General features: G+C 44.8%; 13 protein-coding genes. 12 read left to right on the top strand and 1 reads right to left on the bottom strand.

Going from position 1 to position 12,814, the window contains the following annotated elements; translation table 11 throughout:
• Positions 1-33 precede the first annotated feature (33 nt).
• From purU to ACFP56_RS03905, 8 genes are all read left to right on the top strand, one after another.
• Positions 34-921: a formyltetrahydrofolate deformylase gene (gene purU, locus ACFP56_RS03940; protein ID WP_379231333.1), complete on the top strand. Its 888-nt coding sequence runs from the start codon at positions 34-36 to the stop codon at positions 919-921.
• Between the two features lie 79 nt (positions 922-1,000).
• The gene (tkt, locus tag ACFP56_RS03935) at positions 1,001-3,013 is read left to right on the top strand and encodes a transketolase (RefSeq protein ID WP_379231331.1); all 2,013 of its coding nucleotides are present in this window, start codon (positions 1,001-1,003) and stop codon (positions 3,011-3,013) included.
• Between the two features lie 47 nt (positions 3,014-3,060).
• Complete coding sequence (gene ppnP, locus ACFP56_RS03930) at positions 3,061-3,372, top strand: pyrimidine/purine nucleoside phosphorylase (protein ID WP_379231329.1); 312 nt, start codon at positions 3,061-3,063, stop codon at positions 3,370-3,372.
• Positions 3,373-3,641: 269 nt separating this feature from the next.
• Positions 3,642-4,235, top strand: coding sequence for a MarR family winged helix-turn-helix transcriptional regulator (locus ACFP56_RS03925; protein ID WP_379231327.1), 594 nt, complete (start codon positions 3,642-3,644; stop codon positions 4,233-4,235).
• Positions 4,236-4,258: 23 nt separating this feature from the next.
• Complete coding sequence (locus ACFP56_RS03920; RefSeq protein WP_379231325.1) at positions 4,259-5,731, top strand: aryl-sulfate sulfotransferase; 1,473 nt, start codon at positions 4,259-4,261, stop codon at positions 5,729-5,731.
• 6 nt (positions 5,732-5,737) lie between these two features.
• Positions 5,738-6,772 carry an ABC transporter substrate-binding protein gene (locus ACFP56_RS03915; protein ID WP_379231322.1) on the top strand — a complete coding sequence of 345 codons (1,035 nt, stop codon included), beginning with the start codon at positions 5,738-5,740 and terminating at the stop codon, positions 6,770-6,772.
• Positions 6,773-6,784: 12 nt separating this feature from the next.
• Complete coding sequence (locus ACFP56_RS03910) at positions 6,785-7,585, top strand: ABC transporter ATP-binding protein (protein ID WP_379231320.1); 801 nt, start codon at positions 6,785-6,787, stop codon at positions 7,583-7,585.
• Positions 7,586-7,600: 15 nt separating this feature from the next.
• Positions 7,601-8,377: an ABC transporter permease gene (locus tag ACFP56_RS03905; protein WP_379231317.1), complete on the top strand. Its 777-nt coding sequence runs from the start codon at positions 7,601-7,603 to the stop codon at positions 8,375-8,377.
• Positions 8,378-8,491: 114 nt separating this feature from the next.
• Here the strand turns inward: ACFP56_RS03905 and ACFP56_RS03900 are convergent, their stop codons facing one another.
• On the bottom strand, positions 8,492-8,869 hold the full coding sequence (locus ACFP56_RS03900) for a VOC family protein (protein WP_379231315.1): 378 nt from the start codon (positions 8,867-8,869) through the stop codon (positions 8,492-8,494).
• 309 nt (positions 8,870-9,178) lie between these two features.
• Here ACFP56_RS03900 and ACFP56_RS03895 point away from each other — a divergent pair, with 309 nt between their 5' ends.
• From ACFP56_RS03895 to ACFP56_RS03880, 4 genes are all read left to right on the top strand, one after another.
• Entirely contained in the window at positions 9,179-9,925 is a 747-nt protein-coding gene (locus ACFP56_RS03895; protein WP_379231313.1) for a hypothetical protein, read from the top strand.
• 204 nt (positions 9,926-10,129) lie between these two features.
• Entirely contained in the window at positions 10,130-11,179 is a 1,050-nt protein-coding gene (locus ACFP56_RS03890; RefSeq protein WP_379231311.1) for a glycoside hydrolase family 53 protein, read from the top strand.
• 29 nt (positions 11,180-11,208) lie between these two features.
• Positions 11,209-12,057 carry a helix-turn-helix domain-containing protein gene (locus ACFP56_RS03885; protein WP_379231309.1) on the top strand — a complete coding sequence of 283 codons (849 nt, stop codon included), beginning with the start codon at positions 11,209-11,211 and terminating at the stop codon, positions 12,055-12,057.
• Positions 12,058-12,225: 168 nt separating this feature from the next.
• Entirely contained in the window at positions 12,226-12,747 is a 522-nt protein-coding gene (locus ACFP56_RS03880) for a DUF420 domain-containing protein (protein ID WP_379231307.1), read from the top strand.
• Positions 12,748-12,814: the final 67 nt, after the last annotated feature.

Below are 12,814 nucleotides of genomic sequence, written 5' to 3'. Positions count from 1 at the left end.
CACCCTAATACTTAAAGATAAAGGAAGGTTATCATGTCACAAGCTACATCACAAAATAATCGCGAGTATGAAAATCGCGCGAGAATGCTTATTTCATGCCCGGACCGTTCAGGAATCGTGGCAACTGTTTCACAGTTTTTACATGAGCACGGCGCTAACATTGTGCAATCCGATCAATATACGATGAATCCTGAAGGAGGCATGTTCTTCATTCGATTCGAATTTGATTTGAATGATTTGGAGAAGGAGCTTCCTGTTATTGTAGAGGATTTCAATCGAGTAGCAGATCGCTTCAATATGAAGTGGAGCACTTTCCGTGCCAGCCGCAAGAAGCGTTTAGCGATCTTCGTATCAAAAGAGGATCACTGCTTAAATGAGCTGCTATGGCAGTGGAAGTCGGGCGATCTTGATGCGGATATTGCGATGGTTATTAGCAACCATCTTGATATGAAGGAGCAAGTAGAGTCTTTCGGTATTCCTTACCACCATGTTCCAGTAACACCGGATACAAAAGCGGAGGCAGAACGCAAGCATTTGGAGCTCGTATCAGGTAAAGCTGATTTGATCGTGCTTGCGCGCTACATGCAAATTATTCCGCCTAAATTTATCGAGGAATTCCCGAACCGTATTATTAATATTCATCATTCCTTCCTGCCAGCTTTTATTGGTGGAAGCCCTTATGCGCAAGCCTACAAGCGCGGCGTTAAAATCATCGGCGCGACCGCACATTATGTAACGGAAGAGCTGGATGCCGGACCAATTATTGAGCAGGATGTACAGCGTGTTACGCATCGCGATGATATCACCAGCTTGAAGCGAATTGGCCGCACGATTGAGAAGGTTGTTTTGGCTAGAGCAGTCAAGTGGCATCTGGAAGATCGCATCCTTGTTCATCAGAACAAGACGGTTGTATTTAATTAAAAAGTGATGGTACAATGTTCAAAGTATTAATGAAAATATGACGTATTTCTACAAAAGATAAATCTGGGAGGAAACTGAAATGACTGTTTCTCAAAAATCAATTGATCAATTGTCAATTGACACGATTCGTACATTAGCAATTGATGCAATCGAAAAAGCGAAATCAGGACATCCTGGTATGCCAATGGGCGCTGCTCCAATGGGCTATACACTATTCGCGAAAACAATGAATCATAATCCGGCGAACCCATCTTGGATTAACCGTGATCGCTTTGTTCTGTCTGCAGGTCATGGCTCCATGCTTCTATACAGCCTGCTTCACCTTTCTGGTTATGATCTTCCGCTTGACGAGCTGAAGCAGTTCCGTCAATGGGGCTCTAAAACACCTGGACACCCTGAGTTTGGTCATACCGCTGGGGTTGACGCAACAACAGGTCCGCTTGGACAAGGTATTGCAATGGCTGTTGGTATGGCGATGGCTGAAGCTCAGCTTGGCGCTACATACAATAAGGACAATTTCAAAGTTGTAGATCATTATACGTTCTCTATTTGCGGCGATGGCGACTTGATGGAAGGGATTTCTCATGAAGCAGCTTCGCTTGCTGGTCACTTGAAGCTTGGCAAGCTGGTAGTGCTTTATGACTCCAACGATATTACGCTTGATGGCGAGCTAGGCCTATCTTATTCTGAAACGGTACAAAGCCGTTTTGAAGGTTATGGCTGGCAAGTGCTTCGCGTACAAGACGGCAACGATCTTGCTGCGCTTGAGCAGGCTGTAGCAGAAGCTCAGGCTGAAACAAGCAGACCGACCTTGATCGAAGTTAAAACAATGATCGGCTACGGTTCTCCTAACAAAGGAGGTAAAGGTGGTCACGGCGGTACGCATGGTTCACCGCTTGGTGCTGACGAAACAAAGCTGACTAAGCAATTCTACGGCTGGGATGAGAACCATGAGTTCCATGTTCCAGATGAAGTTCGCGCTCATTTTAGCGAAGTAAAAGCAAAAGGCGAGCAAGCAAATGCCGAGTGGAATGCGATGTTCGAGGCTTATAAAGCAGCTCATCCTGAGCTAGCGAAGCAATTCGAGCTTGCGATTACTGGCGCGCTGCCGCAAAACTGGGATGCAGATCTTCCTGCGTACCAAGCAGGTGATGCTGCTGTTTCAACGCGTGTTGCATCTGGTAAAGCGATCAACGGACTTGCGAAAAACGTTCCTAACCTTGTTGGGGGCTCAGCTGACCTTGAAAGCTCTACAATGACACATATTAATGGCGAAGCAAGCTTTGGCCCTGAGGATTACTCTGGCCGCAACATCTACTTCGGCGTTCGTGAGTTCGGCATGGCGGCTGCGGTGAACGGTATGCTGCTTCATGCAGGTCTAAAAGTATTTGGTGGTACATTCTTTGTATTCACAGATTACTTGCGTCCAGCTGTTCGTTTGTCTGCACTGATGAACATTCCTGCAATTTATGTTCTGACGCATGATTCGATCGCTGTTGGTGAGGACGGCCCTACACATGAGCCAGTCGAGCAGTTAGCTTCGATTCGTGTTATCCCTAATCTAACCGTTATTCGTCCAGCTGATGCTAATGAAACATCTGCAGCTTGGGCTTATGCCGTAGAAAATACAGGTGCTCCTGTTGCCCTAGTGCTTACTCGTCAAAACCTTCCGATTCTAGAAGGAACAGTGAGTGGTGTTCGCGAGAACATTAAAAAAGGTGCGTACGTTGTTTCAGATGCAGCTAATCCAGTTGCGCAAATTATTGCAACAGGTTCTGAGGTTCAGCTTGCTGTAGCAGCACAAAAAGCTCTTGCTGAAGAAGGCATCGCAGTTCGTGTTATCAGCATGCCTAGCTGGGAGCTGTTCGATAAACAATCTCAGGAGTATAAGGATTCTGTTATTCTTCCAGAGGTTAAAGCTCGTCTTGCTGTGGAAATGGCTCATCCAATGGGCTGGCACAAATACGTTGGCGACAAAGGCGATGTTCTTGGCATTGAAACGTTTGGTGCTTCAGCGCCTGGCGATCGTGTAATCAAAGAGTATGGCTTCACAGTTGAGAACGTAGTGAGCAAAGTTAAAGCAATGCTTTAATAGCCACTGCTTCCGATAGATTCAATCAGCAAAGGGGAAATTTCTAAATGTCTCAATTCGATAACGTTTCTGTAATCAAAAAAGCAAATGTATACTTTGATGGTAAAGTAACGAGCCGTGCAGTGGTATTTCCTGATGGTACGAAAAAAACATTAGGGATTATGCTGCCAGGCGAGTATGAGTTTGGAACCGATACAATTGAGATTATGGAAATTTTGGCTGGTGACTTAAAGGTGCTTTTGCCAGGACAAGCGGAATGGATTCATATTAAAGGCGAAGGCGAATTCAAAGTAGCAGCGAATGAAAAGTTCAAGCTGGTTGTCACTGAAGTGACAGACTACGTTTGCTCTTATCTGTAAGCTGCAACATAACGGTGCTGTAGAGATGCTCTGCAGCACCGTTATTTTTTTGATAAATTCCTACTTGACACATTGGAATTGTTGGAGTAAGCTTGAGCTATACATTTCAAGCATCATATTTTCAATATCAAAAGCTTCAACGTTAAAAGGTTTTCCGTTGAAGTAGTGGCCGATTAGACGACTAAAGGCACGAAATCTATTGCTACCCTTATTAAGAGGAGGCGATTGATTTCGTGCCTTTTTTGTTCAACCACGAGGCAGGAGGGATTATGACCGACGCAAATTACGTACAGCTGCAGGAACTAGATCATTTGTTTCGCAAGCTGGTCAGAAAGTATGTGAAAGAACGCGATAAAATCACGATTGAGGGTATCACTTTGCCAGGTGTCATGATTTTACGCCAAATCTCGCTTTTAGGCGAGCAACGCATGAGCGATCTCGCCGAGCAGCTAGATCTTTCGAGTGGCGCCATTACTGCCCAATGCGACAAGCTGGAGGAAGGGGGATATGCAGAACGCATACGCTACAAGGAGGATCGTAGAACAATCTATCTGAACATCACGGAGCAAGGCATAGGATTACTCGAGCGCTATCACAATATTGGACAGCTTAATATGGAGCTGATCTTTCGCGGATTTTCGCAAGATGAGGTCACTCAGCAGCTTCATATTTTCCGCAAATTGATTGAAAATGTTGAGGGGATGTCAGAACAAATTATGAGTGCCGTAGTGGTAAATGACAAGAATGAACAGAGTACCGATGAAAGCAGCCCGAATCGAGAATCGGATCAAGCTGTCGCCAAGCATCGACCTGCTCAGCCCCAAACGCAGCAAAGCAAGAACGATCATTTTTTATCTTATTAATTTTAATATAAGGAGTGTTGAAGATGGGACATCCAACGATTTATCCAACAGGAGCAACGATCTATAATCCAGAAAAGGCATGGAGCGGCTATACCATTTTTCAGGCGCCAAATGTAGGTGCATTGCTGATTGATATGAACGGTAAAGAGGTTCATTTATGGAAAGGATTAAGAGGGTTTCCTAACAAAATATTCCCGGGCGGCTATGTGCTTGGCAGTACGAAGCAGCGAGATCCACGGTATAGCTTTCAGGATGAAGCCAATTTGGTGCAGGTTGACTTTGATGGCAATATCGTATGGAAATTCGATAAGCTAGAGTTTATTGAAGACCCTGATAATGAGCCGCAATGGATGGCTCGTCAGCATCATGATTATCAGCGTGAAGGCAATCCCGTTGGCTATTATGCCCCGGGGCAAGAGCCGAAGACAGACTCTGGCAAAACATTGATTCTCGCGCATCGCAACGTGAAAAAGCCCGAAATATCGGATAAACGATTGCTTGATGATGTTATTATTGAGGTTGATTACGAGGGCAATATTGTATGGGAATGGAGTGTCAGTGATCATTTCGAAGAGCTCGGTTTTGATGAAGCGGCGAAAAATGTGCTATTCCGCAATCCGAACGCTCGCTCCTTTAGCAGTGAGTCGGCAGATGGCGACTGGATGCATATTAATTCTGCTTCGTACGTAGGACCGAATAAATTTTATGATGCGGGAGATGAACGCTTCCATCCAGACAATGTGATATGGGATGCGCGCGAGTCCAATATTATTGCGATTACGGATAAGAAGACAGGTAAAATTGTGTGGCAGCTTGGACCTGATTACTCCAAGCCTGAAGTAAAGCATCTAGGATGGATTATCGGTCAGCATCATGCTCATATTATTCCGAAGGGTTTACCGGGCGAAGGGAATCTGCTCGTATTTGATAATGGCGGCTGGGGTGGATATGGCCTGCCGAATCCCGCTTCACCTTACGGCTTGAAAAATGCTGTGCGCGATCATTCACGTGTGTTGGAAATAAATCCGGTATCACTGGAAATCGAATGGGAATACACGCCAACGAAAGCTGGCTTCAATGAGCCAACGGACTCCTATCGCTTCTACAGTCCATATATTAGCTCGGCACAGCGGTTGCCGAACGGCAACACGCTCATTACAGAAGGTGCTGACGGTAGATTGTTCGAGGTTACAAGCGAGTATGAAATCGTATGGGAGTATATATCTCCGTATAAAAACAACTATAACGCCAATATGGTTTATCGTGCCTACCGTCTTCCATATGAGTGGGTGCCGCAGCTCCAGAAGCCAGTAGAGATCGAGATTAAACCGCTCGATGTTGCAAATCTGCGCGTGCCGGGGGCGGCTCCTAGCGGAACAGACTCTGTGGTAGAGGTTGCTGGAACGGAAGCAGCTCATCCAGATGCGCTTGAAGGTGCGCTGTGTGTTGTAAGCAATTTAGAGGTGAAGCAAAGACAAGTGAATCAAGAGGAGTAATGGACGATGAAAACAAATAAATTAGAGTGGAGTTTGGTATTAATCCTAGTATTTTCATTGATTTTATCGGGATGCGGCAATCAAAAGGCAGCAACGCCGCAGCAATCTAACGATGGAGGTACAGCTTCATCCCAGACGACGAAGCTGACGATTGCTGATATCGTGACCAATCCAACCTTTCAGGTAGCGCTGGAGGAAGGTTTTTTTGAAAAGTACAACATAGATGCAACCATTGCAACGTTTGCTACTCCAGCAGAAGGGATTAATGCACTGTTTATTAATCAGGTTAATGTAGCCTTCGGCGCTGATTTTCCAGTGTTAAACGCTGTAGCCAAGGGAGAGTACTCGATCCTTGCAGCCACTGGAACAGGCTTAAGTGAGAAGGATGCAAAGCGCTGGAAGCTGTATGTGAGCAGCGATATTCAGTCTGCAACGGATTTTGCAGGGAAGAAGCTGAGCTTTAGCCGTGGTACATTTATTCCTTATCTGTGGGATGAGTTCCTTACCGAGCAAGGGGTCGATACGGATGAGGTTCAGTTTATTGGTCAAGGCGGCTTCGATGAAAGCTATATTGCGCTAAAAGGCGGCGAGATTAACGGCGTATGGGTAACTGGCTCTGTGCTGCTTGATAAATTTGAGGAGCTCGACAATGCGTATGCATACACCGATATGGCTGCTACAGATGTTCGCATTGGCGGTGATATTATTGTCGCCAATCGTCTCATTGAAGAGAATCGCGAAGGCATGAAAAACTTTTTGCTGGCGATTAATGAAGCAAGTGAATTTATTGAAAACAACCCGGAGCGCGTAGCGGACATTATGTATGACAAGGTGAAGCAGCCGCGTGAGCATACGATTAGAGATTTGCAGGATAACACATGGAGCATTCATTATTCAGAGGAAGCACACACGACCATTAGCCGATTGAAGGACTATATGCTCGGTGAAGGCATTATTGAGCAGGATTTCGAGCTTGCTACGAAATTTGATCTTAGCTTACTGCAAGAAGTATTGCCTGAACGTGTAACGTTTGTACCATAGGGAGGAATGAGGATGACATTAGCTACACAGGTTAACGATCAACAGCAGAGCATTACGATCTCAGGTCTTAATAAAAGCTACGATCATACAGCTAAAGGAGAACTGCATTATATATTGAAGGACGTAAACCTAACGATCAAGAGTGGGGAGTTTTTCGTTCTGCTTGGCCCCAGCGGCTGCGGAAAATCTACTTTGCTCAATATGATTGCGGGCTTTGTCAGCAAAACAGACGGTCAGCTTAAAGTTGGCAAGTCAGAGGTCGAAAAGCCCGGACAGGATCGCGCAGTTGTGTTTCAGCAGGCGGATGCCTCCTTGTTCCCGTGGCTGAATGTCAGGCAAAATGTTGAGTTTGGCTTAAAAATGAAAAAAGTCGACAAAGCAAGACGTAATGAAATCTCCAGTTATTACATTGAGCTGGTCGGACTCCAAGGTCATGAGCAGAAATATCCCCGCGAGCTGTCAGGCGGCATGAAGCAGCGTGTCCAGCTTGCGAGGGTGCTGGCGAACGATTCCTCGATCTTGCTTATGGATGAGCCGTTTGGCGCATTGGATGCGATGACGCGGCGCACGATGCAGAAGGAGCTGTCGCATATTTGGAGACAAACAGGCAAAACCGTTATTTTTGTCACGCATGATATCAGTGAAGCGGTTTTGCTGGGACAACGGATTGGCATTATGTCACGTGGTCCGAACAGTAAAGTAACAGATATCTATGACGTTCCGCTTCACTATCCTCGTGATCCGGGGCAGCCTGATTTTATTAAGCTGGAAAAAACGATTCAAGCTCATTTTGATCATGAGTATTCGATCTAGGAAAGGAGCAAAGCTATGAATCTTCTGAAGAATAAGCTGGTTGCCAACGTTTTGCTCTGGGTATTGGTTATTACGATCTGGCAAGTTGGTGCTCTCATTTACGGCCCTGACGTCATACCTGGACCGCTTGTGACGCTGCAAAGCGCGATAGAGCTTATTGCGGACGGATCGCTGCTTCATTACATTGGCATTAGCTTCTATCGTGTATTTGTTGGCTGGATGCTAGGCAGTTTGGTTGCGATTCCGTTGGGCTTATTAATTGGAAGAGTAACGATTGTACGTATTTTCGCAGAGCCGTTTCTCAACTTTATTCGTTTTATTCCGCCAATCGCCTTTATCACCTTGTTTTTGGTGTGGTTTGGAATAGGTGAGCAGTCTAAAATAGCACTCATTTTGTACGCGACCTTATTTATCGTCATTATGAATACACTAACAGGCGTGCTGGCTGTAGAGGAGGATAAAATTCGCGCAGCTCGCAGCCTGGGCGCGTCAGAATGGCAAATTCTGATTCATGTCATCATCCCCGCAACGGTACCATATATGTTCACAGGGGTACGTCTCGCGATGGGGACATCGTATATGGCGATTATCGGTGCAGAGATGATTGCTGCCAACGAAGGTTTGGGTTATCTGATCTGGAATTCCAGATTGTTCTTTAGAACAGATTGGATATTTGTCGGACTCATTTCATTAGGTCTGATCGGTTTTCTGACCGATCGATTGGTGGGCTTGTTCGGGAAAAAGCTGCTTTATCGCTATGGTATAATTAGCTCAGAACCGATTAGACGATAGCCAACAACGCTTCATGAACATAAGGGCATAGCCGTGACTGGTAGATTCTATCCACAATGCTGGTAGAAAGTTACCCGAGCGACTTGCCCTTTTTCGAATTATGCACTCATTATATTAATACTCCAGGAACTCTAGCCGATTGCCGAACGGGTCGTTAATAAAGAATCGACTTACTCCTTCACCAACCCGATCACTGTCATCCATAATCGTTTGCTGATGATGCAGCAAATGGCTGCGCAGTTGTTCTAATCCGATGACTTGAAAGCCAGGGTGTGCTTTCACAGCGGGCACGAAATCAGGCTGTATGCCAATATGAACCTGCTGCTCGCCGCATTGGAACCATACACCGCCACGCTTTTGTAAGGCGAGCGGTTTCTCAAGCTCTCTGAAGCCAAGCAGATCACCATAAAACAAGCGTGCTTTTTCCTCACAGCCGGCAGGAGCAGCCAGCTGTACGTGATCAATTCCTTCAAATTTAAATCCCTCACTCATCTCACGCACTCTCCTTATCATGACTCAAAGCAGTTCCGCTTGGTGAAACCTAGTTTCATTCTAAAATTATTATAAGGTAATTATTGTAAACGGTAAAGTGATTTCAATTAAAATTAGCTATAAACGGAAGCTATTATAGTACCGTTTCGCTTGATTCATCCAGTAGTAGCTGCTTTTTTATCCCAAATGAATTTCCAATGTCTATACAATTTGTCCGCAACGTTTTAATCTATAACAGGTATAAAGTTATTAAGAGGAAAATATGTGTGGTACAATCTAATATAAGATGAATAACAAGGAGGGTATTTCGTGCTTCATGTTAGACGTTTACTGATTGCGGCAGTGCTGCTGTCTCTTATATTAGAAAGTCAGCGTGCTTTAGCAAGTTCGATTCAACCACCTTTAGAAGCGACTCAATTTGCAGAACAGCATTTCTTTCAAATTGTAGAGGATGTAGTGTTTGCAGATGTGCCAACTGAATGGGGCTTCAAGGAGGAAAAGGGGAGTATTACCTTTAGCAACTTACATCCGGTGTATCGCATCAATGCGGACTTTGCACTTGGCAAATCCGATCATATCTACGTAGAGGACCAGCCTATCTGGATTGCAGTTATTTTTCAAGATAATCAACCTGTAAATGCGATTGGAACGGAGATGCTTATGGATGGAAGCTACGGCTTATCCGCAATTGGATATCCGCCTGAGCTGCCTGAAGGCTTGTTAAAGCTGCAAGACAACCAGCGTATTCTATACGATGTCCCAGCAGATGAATATTATATGCTATATGAACAAGATAATACGATTCAAAGGCTTGTTTTCTCTCAGGAACCACCATCTGAAACTAATACTCAGAGCATAAAGGAGTTCCAAGCCATGCTAGAGAAACGCTATGAAAATACCAATACAATGGATTTGGAGCTCGATTCATCGTTTCGACTGATTCATGATGAGCTCTCCCCAACTGGAAGATCAAATGATTTCCTTGTATACATAGCGCTGGCATTGGTGATTGGCGCGTTGACTTGGATGTTAATAAGGAGAAGTCGCTCCAAATAGTAAAGACGCTGCTGCATCGCTTGCTTAAGCTTGCTGCAGCGTCTTTGTTTCTCTTAGTCGCTTGTTCAAGTTTTTATCTTTTTAGATATTGCTAATTCTTATATGCTTTGTTGCGTTTTCTTATATATCCGCCAATTTGCAAGCGCTTTATAATAAAACTATCGATCATATTTCAAATTTCTCTCAATAAAGGAGCGAATGAGGATGACCATTACATTTATTAAAGGCGCAGATATTTCATTTGTCGATGAGATTGAACAAGAAGGCGGAGCGTTTTATGAAAACGGTAAAAAACGCGATGTGCTTGATATATTGAAGGATAGCGGGGTCAATGCTGCTCGTCTGCGCATCTGGAACAACCCTGAGTTCGATTATTGCAACCCGAAGAAAACGCTCATGATGGCTAAGCGGATCAAGGATAAAGGACTTCATTTTTTATTGGATTTCCATTACTCGGATTACTGGGCAGATCCGGGCAAGCAGCATATGCCAAAGGCTTGGGTGGGCTTGAGCTTTGAAGAGCTGGTCGCTGCAGTTGAGGAGTTCACGGCCTCCTTTATATCCGAGCTAAAGGAGCAAGGAACACTGCCCGATATGGTTCAGGTTGGCAATGAGATTACCAACGGCATGATCTGGGATGCAGGAAAGGTAGATGGCGAATATAACACACCCAAGCAATGGGAGAAGCTCGGACAGCTGATTGCAGCGGGCATTCGCGGCGTTCAAGCTGCAACGAGCGATGAGGACAGCATTCCGATTATGATTCACATTGATCGCGGCGGTGATAATGAAGCGAGTCGTTTTTTCTATGACAAGCTTTCATCTCTACGAATCGATTACGATATCATCGGACTATCCTATTATTCGTGGTGGCACGGTACGCTTGAGGAGGTTAGTGATAATATTCATGATTTGGCACAACGCTATAAAAAACCAATTATCGTAGTAGAGGTTGCCTATCCGTGGACGATGACGCCGCCAGACGATAAGCCGCTTATATTCCATACGGAGGACTGGGTACATCCAGGCTTTCCTCCAACAGTCGATGGCCAGAAGCAGTGGCTGCTGGAGCTTATGAAGCGGATTCGAGAGCTGCCCGATCAGCTTGGAATGGGGCTTTACTATTGGGAGCCCTGCTGGATTCCGTCGAAGCCGAATTGGTCAGTAGGGCATGAGAATAACTGGTCTAATCTTACGCTTTTTGATTACAAAGGAAATAAGCTGGATTCACTCGACGCATTTCGAGAAGGATAATATAATGAGAGGTATCAGGTGGTGATGCCTTGAATTGGGGAGAAAAGAATATTCGTTATGTTTTTACCTCGCTGGAACGCTCCCTGCCGTTATATGTGGAGTCCATTGGCTACAGCGCATGGGAACGAGCATTTCAACGGGCAGATGGGTACCCGTTCTATCATTGGCTGCATACGCTGGACGGAGAGGGATGCTTCGAGATGCATGGCGAGGAGATGAAGCTGGCGAAGGGGATGGGTGTCCTGCTTGCACCATTCATACCGCATAGCTATTATCCAACCTCAGAACGTTGGTCTACGATTTATATTACATATGGCGGTGCATCGTCAGCTTCTATCATGAAAGCACTTGAAATGGATACGTTCACCTTTTATGAGGAAGATGCAGATCAATCATTCGACCAATTATTTAGAGACTGGTTCGAGCGCATTGCAGCCTCGACTACATTATCCAGTATTGAAGGCTCCACAGCGTTGTATGCTTTTTTAATGCAGCTTCACAAATTTGGCATGTTCAACCAGCAGCCATCCCTATCACAAACCTATCAAACCTTACAGCCGATCGTTACTTGGATGGAGCGCAATCTATCTCATAATATTGGGATTCAGGAAATTGCGGAGCAGGCACATGTCGCTGTTCAGCAGCTGAATGAAAGCTTTCAGCAGGCATTCGGTTTAACGCCGTACTCATTTCTCATTCAGCTGCGCATTCGAGAGGCCAAGCGAATTATGCTCGATTACCCTGATTTGGCGCTGCGCGAGGTAGCAGAACAGACAGGCTTTAATGATGTGAGCCACTTCGTTGCAACGTTTCGCAAAAAGGAAGGGCTGACGCCAGGGAAATACCGCGAGCTGCATCTCGTAAAAATGTATAAATGAATTGAAGTTAACGGATGCTAGTTTTATTCTTTTTAAAGAATGGAACTAGCAATTTTTTTGCAAAAACGTCGTTTTTCTGTTACAAAAGCGTCACCAATGATGTGGAATAGCGATTTATAATACGCTAAAGTATAAGAAATAGGTAAATTTGAGGAGGTTCAACAGCTCATGAAAGAAAGAAATTATACGCCGCTCGTTATGACGCTGACAGTGGTCATTGTTGCATTGATTGCGGTATTGTTTTTTCTTCCTGGTTACGAGGGGGAAATCGGATTTGATGTAAAAATACTGCCGATGCTTAACGCAATATTCAACAGCTTTACGTTTCTGGCGCTTGTGGTCGCACTAGTAGCCATTAAAAAGAAAAACATTAAGATGCATAAAACCTTTGTCGGAGTTGCATTTGTCTCTACCACCTTGTTTTTGGTGTCATATGTAACGTATCACTACTTAACGGAGTCTACTTCTTACGGCGGGGAAGGAATACTGCGCGGCATTTATTTCTTCATCCTCATTACGCATATTGTGCTGGCAGCCGTTGTTGTCCCGTTCGCGCTATTTTCAGTCATTCGCGGATTAACCAATCAAATTGAGAAGCATCGCAAAATCTCGCGCTGGACGATGCCAATTTGGCTATATGTCAGCTTGACAGGCGTTATCGTGTATTTGATGATCTCTCCTTATTATTGAGCCAATATTGATTTGCTGTTCGGGTTTACAAGCTTCATATAAAACTTATTTGTACCTCTATTCAATA

It is taken from the genome of Paenibacillus septentrionalis, assembly GCF_042659865.1.
In the GTDB taxonomy this organism is placed as follows: Bacteria; Bacillota; Bacilli; order Paenibacillales; family Paenibacillaceae; genus Pristimantibacillus; species Pristimantibacillus septentrionalis.
This window is presented reverse-complemented; position numbering and strand designations above follow the sequence as displayed.